The organism is Streptomyces sp. NPDC032198, from assembly GCF_040636975.1.
Classification (GTDB): Bacteria; Actinomycetota; Actinomycetes; order Streptomycetales; family Streptomycetaceae; genus Streptomyces.
On record NZ_JBEZVL010000011.1, the window covers coordinates 96101 to 120489 of the forward strand.

Here is a 24389-nt window from a genome sequence, read left to right on the forward strand (position 1 = left end):
TCAGCCCTCAGACCTCGAGCAGCTCGGCTTCCTTGTGCTTGAGCAGCTCGTCCACCTGAGCGACGTACTTCGCGGTCGCGTCCTCGAGCTCCTTCTCCGCGCGACGGCCCTCGTCCTCGCCGATGTCGCCGTCCTTGATCGCCTTGTCGAACGTTTCCTTCGCCTTGCGGCGGATGGAGCGGATCGAGATCTTGGAGTCCTCGGCCTTGGTCTTGGCGACCTTGATGTACTCCTTGCGGCGGTCCTGCGTCAGCTCGGGGAACGTCACCCGGATGATGTTTCCATCATTGCTGGGGTTGACGCCGAGGTCGGAGTCGCGGATCGCCTGCTCGATGTTGCGCAGCGCGCTCTTGTCGAACGGGGTCACCACGGCCATCCGCGGCTCGGGCACCGAGAACGAGGCCAGCTGATTGATCGGCGTAAGGGCGCCGTAGTAGTCAGCCACGATCTTGTTGAACATCGCCGGGTGCGCACGGCCTGTGCGAATCGCGGCGAAGTCCTCCTTGGCGACCACGACGGCCTTCTCCATCTTCTCCTCGGCCTCGAGGAGGGTCTCTTCGATCACCACTTGCTCCTGCGTGTTGTGAGTGGGCTGGGGCGCCCCCACACGGTGAAGTAGGGGGAGTCCATGGGGTGTCGGCTGCGTCGCGTCTCTTTCCCTGCACCGTGTCCGACCGGCAGGGCTTTGTCCATCCCTCGGAGGGCGTCCCCGAGATCAGGCGCGGGTGCCCCCGTCGCCCACGAGTGTGCCGATCTTCTCACCCTTGACGGCACGCGCGATGTTTCCGGAGGAGAGCAACTCGAAGACCAGGATGGGCAACTTGTTGTCGCGGCACAGCGTGATCGCGGTCATGTCGGCGACCTTCAGGTCGCGGGTGATGACCTCGCCGTACCCGAGCGCGTCGTACTTCACCGCGTCCGGGTTGGTCTTGGGGTCGGAGTCATAGACACCGTCGACGCCGTTCTTGCCCATGAGCAGGGCTTCGGCGTCGATCTCCAGGGCGCGCTGCGCCGCGGTCGTGTCGGTGGAGAAGTACGGCATGCCCATGCCTGCGCCGAAGATGACCACACGGCCCTTCTCCAGGTGCCGGACGGCGCGCAGCGGGATGTACGGCTCCGCGACCTGACCCATCGTGATGGCGGTCTGGACGCGGCACTCGATGCCTTCCTTCTCCAGGAAGTCCTGCAGGGCAAGGCAGTTCATGACCGTGCCGAGCATGCCCATGTAGTCGGAACGGGCCCGGTCCATGCCGCGCTGCTGGAGTTCGGCGCCACGGAAGAAGTTGCCGCCACCGATGACGGCCGCGATCTGGGCTCCGTCCCGGACGACCGCGGCGATCTCCTTGGCGATGGCGTGCACCACGTCGGGGTCGACGCCAAGGCCGCCCCCGCCGGCGAATGCCTCACCGGAGAGCTTCAGCAGGAAACGACCGGCGACTTTGTCGTCACCACTGTTTGTGTCGGCCTTGGTGGTCATGGAGTTCTCGCTTCTTTTTGCTCGGCGCACATACGAAGAAGGCCACTGCCGGTGGGGTGTTGTTCGCATCCCATGCTCGGCAATGGCCTCCTCGTCAGATCCTGCGGTCGTACGTCGCGTACTGCGTGGGTACGCGGGCGACCGCTGTCGACCCTAGCGGGGTCTACCGTCGATCGCGGTACGGACTCAGATGCCGACCTTGATGCGCGAGAAGCGCTTCAGGGTGACACCGGCCTCGTCCAGAACCTTCTGGACGGACTTCTTGTTGTCGAGCGCGTACGGCTGACCGAGGAGGGTGGCCTCCTTGAAGAAGCCGTTGACGCGACCCTCGACGATCTTGGGCAGCGCGGCCTCGGGCTTGCCCTCGGCGCGGGTGGTCTCCTCGGCGACGCGGCGCTCGGACTCGACGACCTCGGCCGGAACGTCCTCACGGGAGAGGTACTTCGGCGCGAAGGCGGCGATGTGCTGCGCGATGCCCTTGGCGAGGTCGGCGTCCGCCTTGTCCAGCTCGACCAGGACACCGATCTGCGGGGGCAGGTCGGGCATGGTGCGGTGCATGTACGCCGAGACGTACGTGCCCGCGAACTGGGCGAAGCGGTCGAGGACGATCTTCTCGCCGAGGTTGGCGTTGGCCTCGTCGACGTACGCCTGGACGGTCTTGCCGGACTCGATCTCGGACGCGAGCAGCGCCTCGAGGTCGGCCGGGGACGTCTTGGCGATGTGCGCGGCCAGCGAGTTCGCGACGGCCTGGAACTTCTCGCCCTTGGCGACGAAGTCCGTCTCGCACTTCAGCTCGACGATGACGCCGGAGGTGTTGTCGTCGGCGATGAGGGAAACCACGGCGCCGTTCTCGGCGGAGCGGCCCTCGCGCTTGGCGACGCCCTTCTGGCCCTTGATGCGCAGGGCCTCGACGGCCTTGTCGACGCTGCCGTCGGCCTCGTCGAGCGCCTTCTTGCAGTCCATCATGCCGGCGCCCGTGAGCTCACGGAGCTTCTTGACGTCAGCGGCGGTGTAGTTCGCCATGATCCTGAAATTCTCTTTCGGAGGTCTGAAAGATCTACGGGTGAACGGCGGGGGCCTGCTGGCCCCCGCCGTCAACTACCGAACCTGTGAAGGTCAGGCCTGCTCGGTCTCCGCGGCGGGGGCCTCGGCGGCGGCAACCTCGGCGGGGGCCTCGGCCTGCTCGGCGTCGGCGGCCTTCTCCGTCTCGGCGGACTTCTGAACCTCGGCCTCTTCGGCCTTCGGCTCGTCGGCCTTGGCCTCGTCAGCCTTGGGCTCGTCGGCCTTCTTCTCGCCCTCGAGCAGGTCGCGCTCCCACTCGGCGAGCGGCTCGCCGGCGGCCTTCTCGCCCGGCTTCTGGTCGCCCGTGGCCACGCCGGAACGGGCGATGAGGCCCTCGGCGACGGCGTCGGCGATCACGCGGGTGAGCAGGGTGACGGAGCGGATCGCGTCGTCGTTGCCCGGGATCTTGTAGTCGACCTCGTCGGGGTCGCAGTTGGTGTCGAGGATGGCGACGACCGGGATGTTGAGCTTCCGGGCCTCGCCGACCGCGATGTGCTCCTTCTTGGTGTCCACGATCCAGACGGCGCTGGGCACCTTGGACATCTCGCGGATACCGCCGAGGGTCTTCTCCAGCTTGGCCTTCTCGCGGGAGAGGACGAGCAGCTCCTTCTTGGTGAGGCCGGACGCGGCCACATCCTCGAAGTCGATCTGCTCGAGCTCCTTGAGGCGCTGCAGGCGCTTGTAGACGGTCGAGAAGTTGGTGAGCATGCCGCCCAGCCAGCGCTGGTTCACGTAGGGCATGCCGACGCGGGTCGCCTGCTCGGCGATGGCCTCCTGCGCCTGCTTCTTCGTGCCGACGAACATGACCGTGCCGCCGTGGGCGACGGTCTCCTTGACGAACTCGTAGGCGCGGTCGATGTACGACAGCGACTGGAGCAGGTCGATGATGTAGATGCCGTTGCGCTCCGTGAAGATGAAGCGCTTCATCTTCGGGTTCCAACGACGGGTCTGGTGACCGAAGTGGACGCCGCTTTCCAGCAGCTCCCGCATCGTGACGACGGCCATGGCCGTACTCCTTGGTGTTCTCGGTTGTGCCGCGTCCGCCGGATGGCGGTCGCGCCTGACGCCCGCGATGCGCCGTGCCACAAAGGACCGAGAGGCGCTGGCATCCGGCTTTTGAGGGCCTGATGTCGGGGCGTGCGAAGTCGACCCGGTGACCCGGATCGCCACAAGAAGTGTACGGGACCCGCGAGGCAGCGGGTGACGCCGCTGTCCACAAGCGGCTGGTCATCCACAGATCCGCGCCATGATCCCCGCGGAACGGCCCGGCGCGGGACGGTTCTGCCATGTCTCACATGCGACGAGGGGTACGGCAGAGGCGGCGGATCGGGCTGAGCTTGGTGGTGCTGACCGTGGTGGTGATCACGGCGGGGGTGCTGCCGGCTGGGGCTGCTGGTGCTGGTTCTGGTACTGCCAGGGAGCCGGTGCCGAAGGTGGCGGGGGTGTGGCCCGTGGGGGTGCGGCCCCCTGTCGTACGGGGCTGGGAGCCCCCGGCGACGGAGTACGGCCGGGGGCACCGGGGCGTGGACCTCGGGGCGCCGCCGGGCTCGGTGGTCCGGGCCGTGGCTGCGGGCAAGGTCTCCTTCGCGGGTCGGGTGGCCGGCCGGGGAGTGGTCGCGGTGGAACTGACGGGCACGGGTGATCCACCGCTGCGCACGACGTACGAGCCGGTGCGGGCCACGGTCAAGAAGGGCGCCGAGGTGACGCCGGGCGAGGCGCTGGGGGTACTGGAACTCCCCAGGACCCACTGCGCGAGCAGCTGCCTCCACTGGGGCCTGCTGAGGGCCAAGACATACCTGAACCCGTTGTCGCTGCTACCACCATGGCTGCTGCGCCGCGGAACGTCCCGCTTGCTGCCGATGACCGACGTGCCGCTGCCGCGGGTGTTGCCGTGGGCGTGGGGGGGGTGGGCTCCGGGCGGGGCTGGGCAGGGGCACGTACTGCCCCGCCGTGGGTGCGAGGCGCCGCTGCGGGTGCACAACACACTGCTACGGGCGCACAGCGCCCCGCTGCGAGCACGCGGCATCCCGCTGCCCCGCTTCGGTGAGCGAGGGTTCAGCCCCGGACGCCCCGCAGGGCCATGGCGACGGCTGCCTCGGTGATGGCGGAGGGGTCCTCCGCGGCGCCCAGCTCGATGCGCCGCACGGCCGCGTCCACGACGCCCTGGAGGAGCATCGCCGCAAGCCGGGGCTCCGCGTGCCCGAGCTCGCGCAGCGCCTCGCCGATCATGGCGACGAGCCCGCCGTGCGCGGCCCGGATCTTCTCCCGCGCGCCCGCGTCCAGCTCGGCCGCGGAGATCGCGACTACGGCCCGGTGGCGCCGGTCCCCCACCAGGTCGAGCTGTCGCCGGACGTACGCCTCGACCTTGCCCTCGGCGGAGTCCGCCCCCTCCATCGCGGCGGAGACCTCCGCCGCCCAGACGGGGAAGTCAACCTCGCACAGCTCTTCCACGACCGCGGCACGCGACCGGAAGTACTCGTACACGGACGACCGTGCGAGCCCCGTGCGTTCAGCGAGGGCGGGGAAGGTCAACGCCTCCGTACCGCCCTCGGACAGCAGGGACCGCGCAGCGTCCAGCAGGGCGCCGCGCTGCATCGACCGGTGCTCGGCCACAGAGGCCGCTCGAATCCTTGGCACGCCCTCCACTCTACGGACGTGGCCGCCAGGACGGGAGTCGATCCACCCCCTGGAACCCGGCGGCCGTGCCGCACGGCACAGGCCGGGGCAGGGACGATTCAGCGCGCTCAGCGGCCGAAACTCGCCAGCTTCGCCCGCAGCTGCAGCACGGATTTCGTGTGGATCTGGCTCACCCGGCTCTCCGTCACCCCGAGCACGTTTCCGATCTCGGCGAGCGTCAGTCCCTCGTAGTAGTAGAGCGTGACGACCGTCTTCTCGCGCTCCGGGAGCGTATTGATCGCGCGCGCGAGCAGCCGCCTGAGTTCGCGGTCCTCGGCGACCTCCACGGGGTTGTCGGCCGCGGTGTCCTCGAGGGTGTCCATCAGGCTCAGCCGGTTGCCGCCCTCGCCACCGACGTGCAGCAGCTCCTCCAGGGCCACCACGTTCGCCAGCGACAACTGGCTGAAAATGGTGTGGAGTTCCTCGACGGCGATGCCCATCTCGTGGGCGACCTCGTTCTCCGACGGCGTGCGCCGCAGCTGCGCCTCAAGCGTGGCGTAGGCCCGCTCGACGTTGCGTGCCTTCTGCCGCACGGACCGGGGAATCCAGTCGAGCGCCCGGAGTTCGTCGATCATCGCGCCCCGGATGCGGGTGATCGCGTACGTCTCGAACTTGATGGACCGCTCGATGTCGAACTTCTCGATCGCGTCGATCAGCCCGAACACCCCGGACGACACGAAGTCCGCCTGCTCGACATTGGGCGGAAGCCCCACGCTGACCCGGCCCGCGACGTACTTCACCAGGGGTGAGTAGTGCAGGATCAACTGCTCGCGCAGCCGTCCGTCCCCCGTGTCCTTGTACGACCGCCACAGCTCGTCCAGCGACGAGGGGGCGGGGGGCCGCTCCCGCTCGCCGCTACGGGCAGCGGGCGGAACCGCCGCCGCCCGATCGGACCCTGAGGTGTGCTGGGGCATGTGTTGCCTTGAGCCGTTCTGCCGTGAAGTGGTGAGGTCGTGCGGGCCGATGGATTCGCCCGCGCCCGGGAGGTGGTGAGCTTGCGTGAAGTGAATGAGGTTGTCCGTCTGCTTGCCTGTGGTTGCCTGTCCGCGTCGGAATCCTTGTGAGCGTAGCGTGACTGGAGTGTCGCAGTGTGCGAACAGTAAGGGATCCCGCGTACGCAGATACGTTCCGCTGGCCGCCCCACCGAGCACCTCCCGTCGCCGTGCGTGACGACCGCAAAGCGTCAACTGCGGCCATTCCCAAGGCCATCGGGGGTTCATCCAGACGGCCGAACACGTTCGGTCACGGACCCTCCCCCTTTGGCGAGACCGACACAATCGCCTGGCGTGTCAACTGCCAGCCGTCGCCGTGTCGTTCGACGAACCCGAGAGAGCGCAACTCGTACAGCCGACCGATCGCCACGTCCACCACCGTGCCCGCTCCGAGCGCGATCTCCCGGGGCGACGCGCTGCCCCGGGCGGGCAGCGCCGCCAGGACGCGCGCGGCATCGGGGGCGAGCAGATCGCGCGGTACGACGGGGCCGTGCCGCTCCGGGGCCAGCTCGCCCATGTCGCCCACCAGCTCGACGATTTCCGCCGCGTCGGTCACCAGGACTCCGTCCCGGCGCAACAGTTCGTGCACCCCGGCGGAGAGCCCGCTCGTCGCGGGGCCCGGTACCCCCATCGTGAACCGTCCCAGCTCCCGCGCACTGCGCGCCGTGGCGAGCGCACCACTGCGGTAAGCGGCCTCGACGACGACACTCCCCCGGGTCAGAGCGGCGATCACGCGGTTCCGGAGGATGAATCTGCTCGGTGTGGGATGGTCCCCGGGCGGCAACTCCCCCACCAGCAGACCCTGTTCCGCGATCCTCCTGAGCAACTCGGCGTGTCCTCGCGGATAGGCCCGGTCGACCCCGCACGCGAGCACCGCGACCGTGGCCCCGCCGGCCCCCAGCGCTCCCCGGTGCGCGGCTCCGTCCACTCCATAGGCGCCGCCCGACACGACCACCCAGCCCCGCTCGGCCAGCCCCGCGCCGAGCCCGGCCGCCATATGCGCCCCGTACTCCGTGCAGGCCCGCGCGCCGACCACCGCCACCGACCGCAGCGCCCAGATCCGCAGGCTGGGCTGCCCCCGCACCCACAGCCCCACCGGCCGCGCGTCCCCGAGGTCGTCCAGCTGGACGGGCCACTCCGCCTCCCCCGGGCACACGAACCGCACCCCCGCGTCCCGCGCCACCGCCAGGTCCCGCTCGGGCCGCGCGTTCGTGGCCCGCGCCCGCAGCCCTTCCCACCGGGCCGGTGTCACCCTGTCGAGCCGCTCCTCCCCCTCGGCCAGCCGTCGCACCACTTCCACGGCCCCGGCCTCGCGCAGCCACCGCCCGCCCACCTCGTCCCCCGGTTCGAGGATCCGGGTCAGCGCGACCCTCGCCAGCCGCTCTTCCTCCGAGGAGGGGTCCGCAGCCTCGGTCATGTCAGCGCCCCGATCGCCATCGGAACGCCCCGCGACACCCCCGTACGCAGCTGCAGCGCCAGGGCGACGTCCTGAGCTCCTGGCCGGTCACGGCCTGCCAAATCCGCGACGGTCCAGGCGACCCGCAGGACCCGGTCGAGCCCCCGGGCGGTCAGGAAGCCACGCTCCAGGTCGAGTTCGGCGGCGTCCAGGGCACCCGGCTCGGCGGGCCACCGTGTGCGCAGGGCATGGCCCGGCACCTCGCTGTTCGTCCGCCAGCCGGTGCCGGCCAGCCTGGCCGCGGCTCGCTCCCGCGCGCCGCGCACCCGGTCGGCGACCGTCTGTGTGGAGTCCCCCGGAGTGCCGTACCCGGCCAGCTCGGATCGCGTCACCGGCTCCACCTCTACTTTCAGGTCCACCCTGTCGAGCAGCGGGCCCGAGAGCCGCGCCTGATAGCGGCGGATGACGGATGCCGGGCATTCGCAGCCGTCGCCCAGCAGGGTGTGCCGACCGCAGGGACAGGGATTGGCCGCGAGCACCATCAGGAACTTCGCGGGCAGTCGCACCACTCCCGCGCTGCGAGCGATCACCACATGGCCCGACTCCAGGGGCTGGCGCAAGGAGTCCAGGGTCTGGGTGCTGAATTCCGGCGCCTCGTCGAGAAAGAGCACGCCACGATGAGCCAGCGACACCGCCCCCGGCCGTGCGATTCCCTTGCCGCCGCCCACCAGCGACTGCATCGTCGCGGAGTGGTGCGGCGCGCAGTACGGCGCGGTGTCCACCAACGGCTTGCCCGGCGGCAGCATGCCCGCCACGGAGTGGACGGCCGTCACCTCCAGGGACTCCTCCCGGGTCAGCCGGGGCAGGATCGCCGGCAGCCGCTCCGCGAGCATCGTCTTCCCCGCGCCCGGCGGGCCCTGCAGAAAGAGGTGGTGCCCGCCCGTGGCCGCCACCTCCACGGCGGTCCGGGCGGAGGTCTGTCCGACGACGTCAGCGAGGTCCAGGGCGAGGGCGTCGTCCAGACCGCCGCTGAGCCCCGTGCCGATACCGGTCCCGGGCACACAGAGCCCCGCGAGCATCGGGTCGGGCCGCCCCGGCACGTCGGGCTCCTCCTCCGGCACCGGCTCATCGGTCAGCACGGCGATCAGCTGCCGCAGGCTGCGCACCCCGAGCACCGAGACCCCCGGCACCAGCGCCGCCTCGGCCGCCGTGCACTCCGGTACGACGACTTGCTCATAGCCCGCGTCCGCCGCCGCGAGGACCGCGGGCAGCACGCCCCTGACCGGCCGCACCCGCCCGTCGAGTCCCAGCTCGCCGATCATCACGATGTCGGTGAGGGTCCGCGGATCGATCCGCTCGGCCGCACCGAGCACCGCGCAGGCCACCGCGAGATCGAATCCGCTGCCGCTCTTGGGCACCGAGGCCGGGCTGAGGCCCACTGTGAGCTTCTTCTGGGGCCACTCCCCGCCCGAGTTGACCACGGCGGCCCTGACCCGGTCCTTGCTCTCCGTGAGGCTCTTGTCCGGGAGCCCGACCAGCGTGAACGCCGCGACGCCCGGCTCCAGATCGGCCTGCACCTCGACGACCACGCCTTCGACGCCGACCAGAGCCACGGAACACGTACGCGCGAATCCCATCAGGCCACCCCCCGCGCGTGCTCCACGACGGGGGCGCCACGGCGTGGGATGAGCACGCCGACCAGGTCGATGCGCACACCGCCGGGTGGTGGGCCGCCGCGCTCCTCGATCCAGCGCTCGGCGAGCCGCCGCAGCCGCTCCGCCTTGGCCTGGCCCACGGCCTCCATCGGGTGCTGGAAGATCCCCGGGCCGACCAGGCGGGCTCTGCGCGTCTTGACCTCACAGACGACGAGCGCCTCGCCGTCCAAGGCCACGATGTCGATCTCGCCGGTTCTGCCGCCGCGCCAGTTGCGCTCCAGAACCGTCATCCCGGCTTCGCCCAGCCGCCTCGCGGCCAGATCTTCGCCGTACCGCCCGACTGCCCCACGTGCGTTCATGTCGGAACCACCTCCGACACCCACACTGGGACTCAGCCCCGGACCTTGTGGATCTTGGTGGACGACTCACGCGTTGTGGATAACTCGCTCACCCGTGCCGGTGAACTCAGCCGCCCGGCAGCTCAAGATCGCTCTTGTTGAGCTCCTCGATATTTACGTCCTTGAACGTGAGGACGCGTACCTGCTTCACGAACCGTGCGGGCCTGTACATGTCCCACACCCAGGCATCCGCCATGGATACCTCGAAGAAAACCTCACCCTGGACGGAGTGCACCTGCATCTCGTAGTCGTTGGTGAGATAGAAGCGCCGTTCGGTCTCGATCACATATTTGAACAGACCGACGACATCGCGGTACTCCCGGTAGAGCTTCAGCTCCATCTCGGTCTCGTACTTCTCGAGGTCCTCGGCGCTCATGGCATGTTCCCCTTCAGCCGTGCGTCCCCCTATTGTGCGTCAGCCCCTGAAGCCTCTACACGATTTCCGTGTCGAGCGTCTCGGGCCGGCTCGGAGGACCCTCGTCGAGCAGCCTGCGAAGCAACTCGGCGAGCCTGGTCGGATACACCGTCTCATGTGCCTCGGTCAGTTCCTGGCACGTCCACCAGCGCGCTCCCGCGACACTCCGTCGTTCCAGCTCCGTCAGCCCAGTGGCCTGCGTGTACGTCTGAGACGTACGCGCCAGGAAGTACCGCTCGTCCTGGTCCCAGCGCCGTCCGGCGAAGGGGAAGGAGCAGAGGCGCTGCCACAGGGCAGGACCGAGCTCGACCTCGGAGATGCCCGTCTCTTCCATCAGTTCTCGCCGCGCGGCCTGTTCATGCGTCTCGTCGCCCTCCAGACCGCCGCCCGGCGTGAACCACCAGTCGTCCGCCGTGTCCTCCGGCTCGTGGCCGTGCAGCAGGAGGATACGGTCCTGCGGATCGAGCAGCACCACCCGCGCGACCCTGCGCGGCGCCTTCGGCTCCACCCCAGGCCGGGACTGCTCAGCCGACATGGGCGCTCTCCCCCGAGCGGTCGCGGCTCTGCGGACGCTCACGCCCGCGCCGCATCCGCTTGGCCACCGGGCCATACGCGGCGCCGCCCAGGACCAGGACGGCACCGGCCACCACGGCCCACACCATGAGTCGCACGGGCCCGGGCTCGGAGATTCCGCCCGGCATGTCCGCGAAGCCCGCGGGCCGCTCCAGCGTCCCGAGCCTCTCCGTCGGCCAGGCCACCGCGTCGACCCGGCCCTCGACCGCACCGCGCGGCACGGAGCCGTGGTTGGAGTCGCCCAGGTGCACGCTGGAGTCCAGGGAGCCGCTGCGCTCGTCACCGAGCAGGAAGAGGTTGCCCTTGGGGACCGTGGTGGCCGGGATTCCGGTGGCCGCGGCGCCCTCACCCTCGGGAAGATACGGTTCTGCGACGGGCTTGCCGTTGACCATCAGCTTGCCGTCCGTGCAGCAGGAGATCCGGTCTCCGCCGACGCCGACCACACGCTTGACCATCGGCAGGTCGCCCCAGCTCGCCTGCCGGAAGACGACGACGTCGCCCCGGCGCACCTCGCTGCCGTCTATCCGCTCGGCGAGGACCCGGTCGCCCGCGCCGATCGTCGGCGTCATCGACCCGGTGGGCACGGTGTACGGCTGGTACAGGACGGCGCCCCAGATGAAGCCTCCCAGGAAGAGCACACAGCCAAGGGCCACGGCCAGTCCCGACAGCACGCTGCCGAGCCGTCCGTGGCCCTCGTCCGTACGTGGTGTCCTGCTCATCCCAGTGCTCCCCCATATCGGAGACGACCCCGCGCCCCTACGAACAGGAGCACGGAAGATCGGTGATCTGGGACGGCACCCTACCCGGCGGTACCTCCGCCAGAAACCCTCGCGGCCTGGGCAGCGGCCACCGTGAGCCGACGCCTGCGCCAGAGCACGACCGGCACCGCACCCGCGAGGCCGAGGGCCGCGGGCGCCGCGCTCATCGCGGCGTTGATGCCCTGCTGGTCGAAGGTGTCCGGCTTGGGCAGCGTCGCCCAGCGGGTGGGCGGCCAGGCGATCACGATGGCGCGGCCCACGACGTTGTCCACGGGGACGGCGCCGCCGCCGGGCTGGTTCTGGTGGTAGCGGGAGTCCAGCGAGTTCTGCCGGTGGTCACCCATGACCCAGATTTTGCCTGCGGGGACGGTGACCTTGAACTGGCCGCCCTGGTCGTCGACGCTGCACGGGGTGTTGCCCTCGAAGACGTACGGCTCGTTCAGCGCCTTGCCGTTGACCTTCACCGGGCCGGTGCCCTTGCACTCCACCGTGTCGCCGCCGACCGCGATGACCCGCTTGATCAGGTCCTTCTCGTCGGCGGACGGCATCAGCCCGACCCAGCCGAGGACCCGCTGGATCGCGTTCGGGTCGGGCGTCGGCTCACCGTCGAGCCAGTGGCCCGGGTCGTTGAAGACGACGACCTCGCCGCGCTCCGGCTCCGAGCCGAACCACGGTGTCAGCTTGTCGACCAGGACGCGGTCGCCCTTCTGGAGCGTGTTCTGCATCGAGTCCGAGGGAATCGAGAACGCCTGCACCAGGAAGGTCTTGATCACCAGCGCCAGGATCAGCGCGATGCCGATGAGGAGCGGCAGCTCCTTCCAGAAGGAGCGGGGCTTCTTCGCTCCCTTGGCGGGCTTCCCGTCCGTCTCATCGGGTGCGGGACGGGCGCCCGCGGTGTCATTCCCGGGGTTCACGCCGTCCGGCGCGGCCCCGGGTTCCGGCTCGTCTGATCGCCCTGGCTGCTCCTCGGGCCCACCGTGCCCGGACCGTGCGCCGACCGCCACATCCCCCACATCCACTCCTCAGTCCGTGCCGCTGCCCGCTCCTGATGCGATGCAGGCCCACCACTCCCATAACGAGCGGGAGTTCCGCAGGGGTCGGGAGTCCGGTCAATCCGTATCGATCGCCGGGGGCCAGCCTATGCGACGCCCCGAGGGCGGTGTCCGACCCCGCACGCGCGTCGGGCACAGAGGCGTACGTATCGGGCTCTTCCAGCTTGCGCCAGTGGTCGAAGGGCCACGCGATGACGAGCGCCCGCCCGACCACGCTGTCCTCGGAGACGGTGCCGCTGAACTTCTCGGTGCGGTGGAAACGGGAGTCGGCCGAGTCGGAGCGGTGGTCACCCATGACGAAGAGGCGCCCCTTGGGGACCTTCACCTCGAAGTTGAACGATGAGGGATCGTCACCCGGGTTGATGTACGGCTCGGTGAGCGGGACTCCGTTGACCGTGAGCTTCTTGTTCTTGTCGCAGCACTTCACGGTGTCGCCGCCGACGCCGACCACGCGCTTGATCAGGTCGCGTTCGTCGTCGGAGGGCAGCAGCCCGATGAAGGTGAGGCCTTCCTTGACCTGCTTGACGCCTACGGGGTCGTCCTTCTTCTTGGCCTGCTCGTCCTTGAGCCAGTCGCCGGGGTCCTTGAAGACGACGACATCGCCGCGTTCGGGCTTGGCACCGAACCACGGGGTGAGCTTGTCGACGAGGACGCGGTCGCCGATCTTGATCGTCTGCTCCATCGAGCCCGAGGGGATCACGAAGGCCTGCACCAGGAAGGTCTTCAGGACCAGGGCTATCAGCAGCGCGACGCCTATGAGGAGAGGTATCTCCTTGATCGCCGAGCGTCGCCTGCGCCGCTTGACCTTCCGCGCGAGCTTGCGCCGCTCGGCCCTTCCGGGCAGTACGGGGCCGGTGGTGGGCCGGGAGCCGGTGGGCAGCCGGGTGTCGGTCCGGTGACTGGCGGCCCGGGTCCGCCCGCGGTTACCCATGCGCGCCGCCTGGTGCCGGCACGCGCGCGTAGCTGTCGGGACGCTCCAGGGAGGTCCAGTGGCCGATGGGCCAGGCGATCCAGTCGGCCCTGCCGATCACGGAGTCGACGGGGATCATGCCGCCGCCTGGCTGGCCCAGGTGGTCGCGGGAGTCGCTGGAGTGGCTGCGGTGGTCACCGAGCACGAACAGGGTGCCTTCGGGGACGACCGCGACGAAGCGCGCCTTTGAGGGGGTGTCCCCCGGGTACAGGTACGGCTCGTCGACGGGCTCGCCGTTCACCTTGATCCTCCCCCGCTCGTCGCAGCAGACCACCCGGTCTCCGCCCACCCCTGCGACCCGCTTGATGTAGTCGGCATCCCCGAAGTAGCCGCTGCCGTCGAAGACGACCGCGTCACCTCGCTGCGGCTCGGAACCGAAACGGTACGCCAACTTGTTGACGAGTACCCGGTCTCCGACCCGGAACGCGGGCTCCATGGAGGTGCTGGGGATCTGGAACGGCTGCATCACGAAGGTGCTGACGAGCAGCAGGGACACCATGCAGATGAGCAGCGTCAGGGTGATCCTGCCGCCGGGCACCCAGGACACGAACGACATAAAAGCGGAGCGCGACCGGTCCTCCGTCCCCTCGGACCCTCCGTCGCGCTCGGCGCTCGGGGAGTCGGTGGGTGGGGAGGAGCGGTCGCGCTCCATGTGCTGTGCTTCGGTGTCCATCGGGGCCAGATGCTATCCGGCTCCGCTGTGGACCCGTGCGCGAGCTCAGTTGTCGCGCTTCTCCTTGATCTTCGCGGCCTTGCCGCGCAGCTCACGGAGGTAGTACAGCTTCGCGCGACGCACGGCGCCACGGGAGACGAGCTCGATCTTCTCGACGATCGGGGTGTGCACCGGGAAGGTGCGCTCCACGCCGACGGAGAAGGAGACCTTGCGGACCGTGAAGGTCTCGCGCACGCCGGCACCCTGGCGACGGATGACTACGCCCTTGAACTGCTGCACACGGGAGCGGTTGCCCTCGATGACGCGCACGTGGACGTTGACGGTGTCACCCGGACGGAAGGCCGGGATGTCGGTGCGCAGCGAAGCGCTGTCGACGGAGTCGAGCAGGTTAGCCATGATCGTCTGCTTTCTTCACTGATGCCACAGGTCATCAGCGGGAAGTTCGTGATGAGGATTCGATAGCTGTTCGCGTCGGGCGGGCGTCTTTCCCCCTGTGGCAGGGGCGCACGCTGGACGTACAGCAGCGGCCTATTGTTCCACGGCCTCGGGGTCTCGCCCAAATCGGCCGTCGGGGCCCGGCCGCCACCCCAGGATCGAGAGCATCTCGCGGTCCTTCTTGTCGAAGGCGGCGGGGTCGCAGCGCTCGATCAGATCGGGCCTGGTGCGGACCGTGCGCCGCAGCGCCTCGTCCCTGCGCCAGCGCGCGATCTTGCCGTGGTGACCGCTGACGAGCACGTCCGGAATGCCGTGACCGCGCCACTCCGGAGGCTTCGTGTAGACGGGGCCTTCGAGGAGGTTCGCCATGGCGCCGGGTGCGAAGGAGTCGTCGCGGTGGGACTCGGCGTTCCCGAGGACTCCGGGCAGCAGCCGGGCCACTGCCTCGGTGACGACCAGGACGGCCGCCTCGCCGCCCGCGAGGACGTAGTCGCCGATCGACACTTCGTAGACCGGCATCCGGGTCGCGTACTCGTCGATGACGCGGCGGTCGATGCCCTCGTAGCGCGCGGGCGTGAAGACCAGCCAGGGCCGCTCGGAGAGCTCGACGGCGAGCTCCTGGGTGAAGGGCCGCCCGCTGGGCGTGGGGACGACCAGGACGGGCCCGTGGGCGCCCGCCTCATAGCCGTCGGCGAGCGCGTCGTCGAGGGCCGCGCCCCAGGGCTCGGTCTTCATGACCATGCCGGGGCCGCCGCCGTAGGGGGTGTCGTCGACCGTGTTGTGCCGGTCGTACGTCCACTCCCTGAGGTCGTGCACGTTCACGTCGAGCTGGCCACGCGCGCGTGCCTTGCCGACGAGGGAGACGTTCAGGGGCTCCAGGTACTCGGGGAAGATCGTGACGACGTCGAGCCGCATCAGGCGCCGTCCCCCGAAGGAGCCTTGTCCGAAGGAGACTCGTCGTCCCTGGCGGACGCGATCTCCGCGCGGTCGTCGATCAGGCCGGGCGGCGGGTCGATGATCGCCCGCTGCTCCTCCAAGTCGATCTCGGTGACGATCGACTCCACGAAGGGGATCATCACCTCGCTGCCGTCGGGCCGCTCCACGATGAACAGGTCCTGCGAGGGCAGGTGCGAGATCTCGGTGATCCGGCCGACCTCGACGCCCTCCTTGGTGACGATGTCGAGGTCCATCAGCTGGTGGTCGTAGTACTCGTCCTCGTCCTCCGGAAGCTCTTCCGGGTCGATCTCCGCGATCAGCAGCGTGTTGCGCAGCGCCTCGGCGCCCGTGCGGTCGCGTACGCCCTCGAAGCGCAGCAGGAGGCGGCCGCTGTGCACCCGGCCGGTCTCGATGGTCAGCGGCCCCGTGGAGGCGGGGTCGGTGGCGAGGACGGCGCCGGGCCCGAGCCGGAGCTCCGGCTCGTCGGTGCGCACCTCGACGGTGACCTCACCCTTGATGCCATGGGCGCGGCCGATCCGCGCGACTACCAGCTGCACTGCTCTCTCCTGTCATGTGCCTACGGAGGGGTCCCGTCGGCGACTACAGACGCCCGCGGACGTACTACGGATGCCTACAGACGACTACGGGCCGAGGAAGGCCAGAAGCCCTCCCCGGCCCGTGCCGGTGCTACCTGTGGTTCAGTGAACCTGGTCCACGTCGACGAGGTCGACGCGGACACCGCGGCCGCCGATGGCGCCCACGACGGTCCGCAGAGCGCGCGCGGTACGGCCGTTGCGGCCGATCACCTTGCCGAGGTCATCCGGGTGAACCCGGACCTCGAGCACACGCCCCCTGCGCAGGTTGCGCGAGGCGACCTGCACGTCGTCGGGGTTGTCGACAATGCCCTTCACGAGGTGCTCGAGAGCCTCCTCGAGCATGCTCAGGCCTCGGTCGACTCGGTGGGCGCGGCCTCGGCCGCGTCCGCCTTCTTGTCAGCCTTCTTGGCCTTCTGGGTGATGGCCTCACCCTTGGCGTCGTCGCCCTCGAGGCCCTTGGTGAAGGCCTCGAACGCGGCGCGCTTGTCCTTGGGCTCCGCGACGAGCAGCGGCGCGGGGGCCGGAAGGCCCTTGTGCGCCTGCCAGTCACCGGTGAGCTTCAGGATCGCCATGACCGGCTCGGTCGGCTGAGCGCCGACGGAGAGCCAGTACTGCGCGCGCTCCGAGTCGACCTCGATGCGCGACGGGTTCTGCACCGGGTGGTACAGGCCGATCTCCTCGATGGCCCGACCATCACGGCGGGTACGGGAGTCGGCGACGACGATGCGGTAGTGAGGCGAACGGATCTTGCCCAGACGCTTCAGCTTGATCTTGACTGCCACTGGAGTGGTGTCTCCTGGTCTTGACGTGGTTGGGCACAACGAGATGCCACGTGGGGTTGCGGTACTCGGGGTGCCCGATGGACGCGTCAGCCGGAGGCGAGAGGGTTCCTATGCGGCTGTCGAGTACAGCTAGCCATTGTGCCATACGTCGGCGGGGCGTCCGAAACCAGTCCGGGCGCCCCGGGCGACGCAGCTCCAGCTCAGCCGGTCACCGGGCCACGGCGCCTACCACTTCCGGGATACGGAAGGGCTTGCCGCAGCCGCCGCAGACGATGGGCGCCTGGGCGAGCACCGAAGGGACCACGCGGACGTTGCGTCCGCAGTCGCAGACCGCCTTGACCCGGACGCCGCCCCCGGAGGAGCCGTGCCGGGCGGCCGGGCCCCGGAAGCTGCGTGCCGTGTCGGCGGCGGTCGCCGCGGTGTGCGCCTTGAGGGCACGCTGGAGCCGCTCGATCGTCGGGCGGTAGCGCTTGCGCGCCTCGGGGTTGAGCGTGACCAGCGAGAAGCCGCTGCTGGGATGCGGCTCCTCGGGGTGGTCGAGGCCCAGTTCCTCGGCGATCGCGAGGAATCTGCGGTTGTGATAGCGGCCCGCGCGTGAGGTGTCGCGTACGCCGCGTGACGCGGCGATGCCATGGACTGCCTCGTGGAGCAGTCGCTCGAAGGAGAGTTCGGCGCCGCAGGCGGACGACGACTCTCCGATCAGGGATTCGGGCGCGGCAAGATCGGGCAGCTCGGGGTGGTGCCGCTGAATATCGGCCCACGCCTGTGCCAGCTCTGCGGCGAGAACAGGTGGTGTCGTGCTCACGTCGTGAACAACGAGCCGGAATGCCCAGGGGTTCCATTCCGGGGCATCCCAAATAATTTGCACGTACCCGTCAGTTGCCCTTGATGTGCCATTGATGCGTCCGGACGAGGGCGGGTGCGCTGATCTGCCCAGAAGCCTCGCAGCTCGTGGCAAGCCGGTACGTAGTAGCGCGTACGCGCCCGCGCGTAGAGGAACTGCGCACACCCGAGCTCGTGTCAACCGGCAGGCGTACGAGCCGGGATCGAGCGCACCGCTACCGGAGGAGCGCTCGTCAGTAGGCGCGGGCCACGACAGCGACGTTACCCGGGGTCTCGTCGGCGTCCGGCACCGCCCCGTCCTCCGTGACCAGACACCGTACGGACACCGAGTGTTCCGCGAGCTCCGCCTCGCCCTCCGGGCCGAGCGTGGCCCAGGGGATGCGGGCCCAGCCGCCGGCGGCCGTGGCCTCCACGGCCTGGCCGACGGTGGTGACGTCCGAGGTGCGGGACTCCCGGCGCTCGCGGGCCTGATCGAGAAGCAGCTTCTGGTCCTCCTCGAGGACGGTGGGCAGCAGCGTCGCCAGCGAGTCGATCGCGACCGGCTCCTTGCCTCCCCTGATGCGGCGGGCCAGCATCGCGGTGCCGTTCTCCAGGTCGCGCGGGCCGACCTCGACGCGGACCGGCACTCCCTTGAGCTCCCAGTCGACGGCTCGACGCCCGAAGGGGGTGTCCGTGCGGTCGTCGACCTGGACGCGCACGCCCGCGGCCTTGAGGCGGTCGCCGATCTCGCGGACCGTGGCGAGCACCGCGTCGTCGCCCTTGATGGCGAGGACCACGGCCTGGACCGGCGCGAGGCGCGGCGGGACCCGCAGTCCGCTGTCGTCGCCGTGCATCATCACCAGGGCGCCGATCATGCGCGTCGTACTGCCCCAGGAGGTCTGCCAGACGAGCTCCTGCTTGCCTTCCCTGGAGAGGTACTGGGTGTGGAAGGCCCTGGCGAAGTTCTGACCGAGTTCGTGACTGGTGCCGAGCTGGAGGGCCTTGCCGTCGCCCATCATGCCTTCGAGCGTGAGGGTGTTGATGGCGCCGGCGAAGCGCTCCCGGGCGGTCTTGCGGCCAAGCACGAAGTCCATCGCGAGGACGTCCCGCATGAAGGCCCCGTAGACGTCCTTGTGGATGCGGGCCGCGAAGTCGCGTGCTTCCTCGTACGTCGCGTGGGCCGTGTGGCCCTCCTGCCAGAGGAACTCCGACGTGCGCAGGAAGAGCCGGGGCCGCAGCTCCCAACGGACCACGTTCGCCCACTGGTTGATCAGGAGCGGCAGGTCACGGTAGCTCTGCACCCACTTGGAGAAGTACTCGTTGACGATCGTCTCGGAGGTGGGGCGGATGACGACCGGCTCCTCGAGCTCCTTGCCCCCGCCGTGCGTGACGACGGCCAGTTCGGGGGCGAAACCCTCGACGTGCTCGGCCTCGCGGGTCAGGTACGACTGCGGGATCAGGAGGGGGAAGTACGCGTTCTGGGTGCCCGTCTCCTTGATGCGCGCGTCCATGTCCTGCTGCATGCGTTCCCAGAGACCGTAGCCGTACGGCCGGATCACCATGGTGCCGCGCACCGGACCGTTGTCGGCCAGCTCGGCCTTGTTGATCAGGTCCTGGTACCAGCGCGGAAAGTCTTCCGCCCGGGGCGTGAGAACGGGTGCCTTAGCCATGGCGCGCATGGTACGGCGAGCCTCCCGAGAGCGTGAATTGAATTGTTCCCGGGTCCTCCCAGGGGGCGCACGACGGTGGCACACAAGCATTGCCCCACAACCTCTGGACGCCGCGACGGATGCGGAGTTCTCTGGCATACGGGGGGAGTGCGAGCGCACTGCATGGGCGCGGACGAACCGTTTGAATACGACACTCCAGCAACTCTCGTCGGATTGGGGCGCTTTCGATGACACCTACACTCGCGCAGTCGCACCTCCCCCGCGCGGGCTCGACCCCCCGCGGCGCGGACCGGTGCGCACGCGCGCGTGACTGGGCGGAAATCCAGGAACGGATGCTGGTCCCGCTCTATGAAGCGGTGTACGAACGACTCGACGTCGGCAGCGGAACACGGCTTCTCGGTCTCGGCTGCGGTTCCGGGCTCGCCCTCCTGATGGCGGCTTCCCGGGGCGCTTCGGTGACCGGTGTCGACTGCTCGGCACCCGAACGGCTCGCCCTGGCACGCGAACGCCTGCTGCCGGACGCGGGCTCGGACGAACGGCCGCACGGCGGCACCCGGCTCGTCGAGGGCGGCCCCGCCGACGTCGCGGGGCCGGACGTACCCGCCTTCAGCATGGTGACCGCGTTCCAGCCGATCGGCTGTGTGGCGGGCGACTCCGAGGGCCTCTCCGGCCTTCTGGAGGCCACCGTGGCGCTGACCGGGCGCGGCACCCCCGTGGTCCTCGCGGGATGGGGTCCGCCGGAGCGCTGCACGACCTCTTCTGTACTGAAGGTGGCGGCCAAGCTCGCCGACCCGCTCCGTAGTGCGGGAAGTTGGCGCTCCGCGCTCCGGGACGACCTGGAGGAGGTCGCCCAGCGGGCGGGCCTCAAGCCGGACGGCTCGGGGCGCGTCGCGTGCCCGTTCGGGTACGCGGACACGGACAGCGCGGTGCGCGGTCTGCTCTCCACCGGACTGTTCGACGCGGCGGTGGGCGCGACGGATCAGGTTCAGGTCGACAAGGAGCTGACGGAGGCCCTGCACCCGCACAAGCGGCGGGACGGGACCGTGTGGATGCCGAACGTCTTCCGCTACTTGATCGCGCGTACGCGGTAGCGGGCCGGCTCCCGCCCGGCGCCGTCCGCAGGCGGTCGGGGCCGTTTCGCCCGCGAAGAGGGCTAGCCGGCGTCCTTGGTGAGCCGTGTGACGCCGGCGACCCGGTAGGCGGCCTCCTCCTCCAGGGTCTCGTTCTCCAGGAGCGCGGCGGCCAGGGCGTCCAGCTGCCCCCGGTGGTCCGTCAGCTGCCGGCACGCGATCTCGTAGCACTCGTCGACGATCCGCCGCATCTCGTGGTCGATCGTGTCGAGGGTGGCCGGGGCGGCCGAGAGCCCGTACGCCTGTTGGGCGTCGCTCGGCAGCGCGGAGAGCCGGCCCACGCGTTCGCTCATGCCCCAGCGGGCGACCATGCCGCGGGCGATGTTGGTGACCTGCTCCAGGTCGTTCTCGGCGCCCGTCGTGACGACGCCGAAGACGACCTGTTCGGCCGCCATGCCGCCCAGGGCGCCGATGATGCGGCCGCGCAGATACTCCTCCGTGTACGCGTACTTGTCGGAGTCCGGGGTGGAGAGGGTGACGCCGAGCGCGCGGCCCCGGGGCACGATGGTGATCTTCCGGACAGGGTCGGCGCCGGGCTGCAGCATGCCCAGCAGGGCGTGCCCGCTCTCGTGGTACGCCGTGCGGCGCCGCTCCTCGTCCGGCATGACCAGCGGCCTCTCGGCACCGAGCTGGACCTTTTCGAGCGCCTCGGAGAGGTCGGCCTGCGTCACTTCCCTCTGCTTGCGCTTGACGGCGAGCAGCGCGGCTTCGTTGGCGAGGTTGGCGAGTTCGGCGCCGGTCATCCCCGGTGTCGTACGGGCGACCTGGGCGAGGTCGGCGTCGCCCGCCATCGGGATCTCACGGGTGTGGATCTTGAGGATGGCCTCGCGTCCGCCGCGGTCGGGCGGGCTGACGGTGACGACCCGGTCGAAGCGTCCGGGGCGGGTCAGGGCGGGGTCGAGGATGTCGGCGCGGTTGGTGGCCGCGAGGACGATGACGCCTTCGGAGCCCGAGAAACCATCCATCTCGGTGAGGATCTGGTTCAGCGTCTGCTCACGTTCGTCATGCCCGCCCATCCCGCTGCCGCCGCCACGCGCCCGTCCGATGGTGTCGATCTCATCGATGAAGATGATGGACGGCGCGACTTTCCTGGCCTCGGCGAAGAGTTCACGTACGCGCGAGGCGCCGACGCCCACGATCATCTCGATGAACTCCGAGGCGGACGCCGAGAAGAAGGGCACCCCGGCCTCACCGGCGACGGCCCGTGCGAGCAGCGTCTTGCCGGTGCCGGGCAGGCCCGCGAGCAGCACGCCCCGCGGCATCTTGGCGCCCATCTCGCGATAGGCGGCGGGATTCTTCAGGAAGTCGACGACGTCACTGAGCTCGCCCTCGACCTCGTCGATGCCCGCCACGTCCTCGAAGGTGGTGCGCTTGTCGCCGGGTTCGAGCTCCACCGGCTTCGGTGGCGCCTTGCGGCCCAGCATCCCGCCCGCGCCGCCGCCCATGCCCGAGCTCATCCGCCGGGCGATGAAGATCCACAGGAAGACCAGGAGCAGCATCGGGGCGAGCGAGATGAGCAGGTTGGAGAGGAAGCTGCGTTCCTGGACGACGGGTTCGGCGGTGACGGTGACGTCGTGCTTGGTGAGGTCGTCCCAGAGCTTGTCGTCGGCGAAGGCGGGGCGCTGAGTGGTGAACTTGGTGTACTTCCCCTTCTCGTCGCCCGGCTTCTCCTGCTCCTTCTTGAGCTGCCCCTGGATCGCGTCGCCCTTGGAGTAGATCTTCGTGACGTTCCCGGAGTCGACCTGCTTGCTGAACTCCGTGTACGAGATCGTCGGCTCGTCGCCGTCGTTGAAGAAGGACAGGACGAGGTTGGCGATGAGATAGACGATGAGCGCGGTGAGGATGAGTCCGCCCCACCCGCCCGGCATCTTCTTCTTCGGCGGCGGCGTGGGCTCGGGCGGCGGTGCGCCCTCGGAGCGCCACGGCTGGTCGGGCGCCCGGCGCGGCGGCACAGGGTTGCTCATATTCGGACGTTACGACACAAACAGGGGCTGGGCACCTGCTCCGAAAACGCCTGGGGCGCCCCTCTCGGCAGAGGGGCGCCCCAGGCGGCGTACGGGATGAGGTGTCAGCCCATGAACTTCTTGAACTCGTCCGGCAGCTCGAAATTCTGCCCCTGCTGTCCGGCGGGGAGGCCCAAGGCGCCGCCTTCCTGACCGGCCTGCTCGCGGCGGGCGGCGGCCTCCTGCTCCTCCTGCTTGCGCTTCATCGGGTTGCCCGACTTCCGCTTGCCCTTGGCCTGCTTCTGCTTCTTCTTCTGCTTGCCCGGGCCGCCACCCATGCCCGGCATCCCGGGCATACCCGGCATTCCGCCACCTTGGGCCATCCGCGACATCATCTTGCGGGCCTCGAAGAAGCGCTCGACCAGGTTCTTGACGGCGCTGACCTCGACGCCGGAACCCTTGGCGATACGAGCCCGGCGCGAGCCGTTGATGATCGCCGCGTCCGCACGCTCGGCGGGCGTCATCGACTTGATGATCGCGGCGGTGCGGTCCACGTCCCGCTCGTCGATGTTGTTGATCTGGTCCTTGATCTGCCCCATGCCGGGCATCATCCCGAGCAGCTTGCTGATGCTGCCCATCTTCCTGACCTGCTCCATCTGGGCCAGGAAGTCATCGAGCGTGAAGTCCTTGCCGCCCTTGCTGCCCTGCAGCTTGGCGGCCATCTTCTCGGCCTCTTGCTGGGAGAAGGTCTGCTCGGCCTTCTCGATCAGCGTGAGCATGTCGCCCATGCCGAGGATGCGGGACGCCATGCGGTCCGGGTGGAACGCGTCGAACTCGTCCAGCTTCTCGCCGTTCGAGGCGAACATGATCTGACGGCCGGTGACCTGCGCGATGGAGAGCGCGGCACCACCGCGGGCGTCGCCGTCGAGCTTCGACAGGACGACGCCGTCGAAGCCGACGCCGTCGCGGAAGGCCTCGGCCGTGTTGACGGCGTCCTGACCGATCATGGCGTCGACGACGAAGAGGACCTCGTCGGGGCTGACGGCGTCGCGGATGTCCGCGGCCTGCTGCATCAGCTCCTGGTCGATACCGAGGCGGCCGGCGGTGTCGACGACGACGACGTCGTACTGCTTGGTCCTGGCGAACTCGATCGAGTCCTTGGCGACCTTGACGGGGTCGCCCACGCCATTGCCCGCCTCCGGCGCGAAGACGCCGACGCCGGCGCGCTCGGCGACGACGGAGAGCTGGTTCACGGCGTTGGGCCGCTGCAGGTCACACGCAACGAGGAGCGGGGAGTGGCCCTGCCCCTTCAGCCAGAGGCCGAGCTTTCCGGCGAGGGTGGTCTTACCGGCACCCTGCAGGCCCGCGAGCATGATGACGGTCGGCGGGTTCTTCGCGAACCGGAGCCGCCGGGTCTCGCCACCCAGAATGCCGACGAGTTCCTCGTTGACGATCTTGATGACCTGCTGGGCGGGGTTCAGGGCCTGGGAGACCTCGGCCCCGGTGGCGCGCTCCTTGACCTGCTTGATGAAGGCCCGGACGACGGGAAGGGCGACATCCGCCTCGAGCAGGGCGATGCGGATCTCGCGCGCCGTGGCGTCGATGTCCGCCTCGGACAGGCGGCCCTTGCCCCGGAGGTTCTTGAATGTCGCTGCGAGGCGGTCGGAGAGAGTGTCGAACACGGCGGTCGCGAATCCTCGGGTCGAAGGGGGCGCCCCCCGCTCGCGCGGAGCTGAGCGTGGGGGAGGGCGGATGGGTCGCCCTCCAGGGTATCCGCACCACTGGGCGCTTGGGTGCGCAGCGTCCGGGCGGGACTTCCACACCCTGCGGCGGGGCGTTCCCCTGCCGCAGTCCCGCGTGCCGGGGGCAAGCCGCGCGCCCCTCCCTCGTGGCCGGTCGCCCTGCGTCCGCCTTCACACCGAACAAGCCTTTCCCACCCACCCGATCGCCCCGGGGCGCCGGGGGTGGGCAGGAAGTG

25 protein-coding genes and 1 pseudogene are annotated in these 24389 nt (G+C 69.6%); 2 read left to right on the forward strand and 24 right to left on the reverse strand.

The window, feature by feature from the left end:
- Window positions 1–7: 7 nt before the first annotated feature.
- From frr to rpsB, 4 genes are all read right to left on the reverse strand, one after another.
- Window positions 8–565, reverse strand: coding sequence for a ribosome recycling factor (gene frr, locus AB0E78_RS28225; protein ID WP_361838002.1), 558 nt, complete (start codon window positions 563–565; stop codon window positions 8–10).
- A gap of 150 nt (window positions 566–715) precedes the next feature.
- Window positions 716–1477, reverse strand: a complete 762-nt coding sequence (gene pyrH, locus AB0E78_RS28230; RefSeq protein ID WP_361838005.1) for a UMP kinase — start codon at window positions 1475–1477, stop codon at window positions 716–718.
- Between the two features lie 186 nt (window positions 1478–1663).
- Window positions 1664–2500 (reverse strand): translation elongation factor Ts, encoded by an 837-nt coding sequence (gene tsf, locus AB0E78_RS28235; protein ID WP_361838008.1) that lies wholly within the window; start codon window positions 2498–2500, stop codon window positions 1664–1666.
- Window positions 2501–2593: 93 nt separating this feature from the next.
- The gene (rpsB, locus tag AB0E78_RS28240) at window positions 2594–3544 is read right to left on the reverse strand and encodes a 30S ribosomal protein S2 (RefSeq protein ID WP_361838011.1); all 951 of its coding nucleotides are present in this window, start codon (window positions 3542–3544) and stop codon (window positions 2594–2596) included.
- A gap of 290 nt (window positions 3545–3834) precedes the next feature.
- Between rpsB and AB0E78_RS28245 the strand changes: the two are divergent.
- Window positions 3835–4419: pseudogene (locus tag AB0E78_RS28245) on the forward strand (M23 family metallopeptidase); the annotation flags it as partial.
- A 175-nt stretch (window positions 4420–4594) separates the two neighbouring features.
- Here the strand turns inward: AB0E78_RS28245 and AB0E78_RS28250 are convergent.
- The 18 genes from AB0E78_RS28250 to proS form a co-directional block, all read right to left on the reverse strand.
- Window positions 4595–5152, reverse strand: a complete 558-nt coding sequence (locus AB0E78_RS28250) for a helix-turn-helix domain-containing protein (RefSeq protein WP_361838470.1) — start codon at window positions 5150–5152, stop codon at window positions 4595–4597.
- Between the two features lie 131 nt (window positions 5153–5283).
- Window positions 5284–6129, reverse strand: coding sequence for an RNA polymerase sigma factor WhiG (gene whiG / locus AB0E78_RS28255; RefSeq protein ID WP_361838014.1), 846 nt, complete (start codon window positions 6127–6129; stop codon window positions 5284–5286).
- 328 nt (window positions 6130–6457) lie between these two features.
- Window positions 6458–7624 carry a DNA-processing protein DprA gene (dprA, locus tag AB0E78_RS28260; RefSeq protein WP_361838017.1) on the reverse strand — a complete coding sequence of 389 codons (1167 nt, stop codon included), beginning with the start codon at window positions 7622–7624 and terminating at the stop codon, window positions 6458–6460.
- A complete protein-coding gene (locus tag AB0E78_RS28265; RefSeq protein WP_361838020.1) occupies window positions 7621–9240 on the reverse strand; it encodes a YifB family Mg chelatase-like AAA ATPase in 1620 nt (539 codons plus the stop codon). Before AB0E78_RS28265 ends, dprA begins: the two co-directional genes overlap by 4 nt.
- A complete protein-coding gene (locus tag AB0E78_RS28270; RefSeq protein ID WP_361838023.1) occupies window positions 9240–9617 on the reverse strand; it encodes a YraN family protein in 378 nt (125 codons plus the stop codon). The genes AB0E78_RS28265 and AB0E78_RS28270 overlap by 1 nt, the downstream gene beginning before the upstream one ends.
- A 106-nt stretch (window positions 9618–9723) precedes the next feature.
- Window positions 9724–10032, reverse strand: a complete 309-nt coding sequence (locus AB0E78_RS28275) for a DUF2469 domain-containing protein (protein ID WP_003965949.1) — start codon at window positions 10030–10032, stop codon at window positions 9724–9726.
- Window positions 10033–10087: 55 nt separating this feature from the next.
- On the reverse strand, window positions 10088–10606 hold the full coding sequence (locus tag AB0E78_RS28280) for an NUDIX hydrolase (RefSeq protein WP_361838026.1): 519 nt from the start codon (window positions 10604–10606) through the stop codon (window positions 10088–10090).
- Entirely contained in the window at window positions 10596–11363 is a 768-nt protein-coding gene (lepB, locus tag AB0E78_RS28285; protein ID WP_361838029.1) for a signal peptidase I, read from the reverse strand. The genes AB0E78_RS28280 and lepB (AB0E78_RS28285) overlap by 11 nt, the downstream gene beginning before the upstream one ends.
- A gap of 80 nt (window positions 11364–11443) precedes the next feature.
- A complete protein-coding gene (gene lepB / locus AB0E78_RS28290; RefSeq protein ID WP_361838031.1) occupies window positions 11444–12415 on the reverse strand; it encodes a signal peptidase I in 972 nt (323 codons plus the stop codon).
- Window positions 12300–13385: a signal peptidase I gene (gene lepB / locus AB0E78_RS28295; RefSeq protein ID WP_361838034.1), complete on the reverse strand. Its 1086-nt coding sequence runs from the start codon at window positions 13383–13385 to the stop codon at window positions 12300–12302. Before lepB (AB0E78_RS28295) ends, lepB (AB0E78_RS28290) begins: the two co-directional genes overlap by 116 nt.
- A complete protein-coding gene (gene lepB / locus AB0E78_RS28300; protein ID WP_361838037.1) occupies window positions 13378–14097 on the reverse strand; it encodes a signal peptidase I in 720 nt (239 codons plus the stop codon). The genes lepB (AB0E78_RS28295) and lepB (AB0E78_RS28300) overlap by 8 nt, the downstream gene beginning before the upstream one ends.
- A 45-nt stretch (window positions 14098–14142) precedes the next feature.
- Window positions 14143–14493: a 50S ribosomal protein L19 gene (rplS, locus tag AB0E78_RS28305; RefSeq protein ID WP_160507458.1), complete on the reverse strand. Its 351-nt coding sequence runs from the start codon at window positions 14491–14493 to the stop codon at window positions 14143–14145.
- Between the two features lie 132 nt (window positions 14494–14625).
- Window positions 14626–15447 carry a tRNA (guanosine(37)-N1)-methyltransferase TrmD gene (trmD, locus tag AB0E78_RS28310; RefSeq protein ID WP_361838040.1) on the reverse strand — a complete coding sequence of 274 codons (822 nt, stop codon included), beginning with the start codon at window positions 15445–15447 and terminating at the stop codon, window positions 14626–14628.
- Entirely contained in the window at window positions 15447–16025 is a 579-nt protein-coding gene (gene rimM / locus AB0E78_RS28315) for a ribosome maturation factor RimM (RefSeq protein WP_361838042.1), read from the reverse strand. Before rimM ends, trmD begins: the two co-directional genes overlap by 1 nt.
- A 141-nt stretch (window positions 16026–16166) precedes the next feature.
- Entirely contained in the window at window positions 16167–16406 is a 240-nt protein-coding gene (locus AB0E78_RS28320; protein ID WP_030361979.1) for an RNA-binding protein, read from the reverse strand.
- 2 nt (window positions 16407–16408) lie between these two features.
- Window positions 16409–16846: a 30S ribosomal protein S16 gene (gene rpsP / locus AB0E78_RS28325; protein WP_361838045.1), complete on the reverse strand. Its 438-nt coding sequence runs from the start codon at window positions 16844–16846 to the stop codon at window positions 16409–16411.
- A gap of 208 nt (window positions 16847–17054) precedes the next feature.
- Complete coding sequence (locus tag AB0E78_RS28330; RefSeq protein WP_160507454.1) at window positions 17055–17651, reverse strand: hypothetical protein; 597 nt, start codon at window positions 17649–17651, stop codon at window positions 17055–17057.
- Window positions 17652–17922: 271 nt separating this feature from the next.
- Window positions 17923–19338: a proline--tRNA ligase gene (proS, locus tag AB0E78_RS28335; protein ID WP_361838049.1), complete on the reverse strand. Its 1416-nt coding sequence runs from the start codon at window positions 19336–19338 to the stop codon at window positions 17923–17925.
- Window positions 19339–19565: 227 nt separating this feature from the next.
- Between proS and AB0E78_RS28340 the strand changes: the two genes are divergently transcribed.
- Window positions 19566–20429: an SAM-dependent methyltransferase gene (locus AB0E78_RS28340; RefSeq protein ID WP_361838052.1), complete on the forward strand. Its 864-nt coding sequence runs from the start codon at window positions 19566–19568 to the stop codon at window positions 20427–20429.
- A gap of 62 nt (window positions 20430–20491) precedes the next feature.
- Here AB0E78_RS28340 and ftsH read toward each other — a convergent pair whose 3' ends face one another.
- Window positions 20492–22432, reverse strand: a complete 1941-nt coding sequence (ftsH, locus tag AB0E78_RS28345) for an ATP-dependent zinc metalloprotease FtsH (RefSeq protein WP_361838055.1) — start codon at window positions 22430–22432, stop codon at window positions 20492–20494.
- Window positions 22433–22536: 104 nt separating this feature from the next.
- Window positions 22537–24093, reverse strand: coding sequence for a signal recognition particle protein (ffh, locus tag AB0E78_RS28350; protein ID WP_361838058.1), 1557 nt, complete (start codon window positions 24091–24093; stop codon window positions 22537–22539).
- Window positions 24094–24389: the final 296 nt, after the last annotated feature.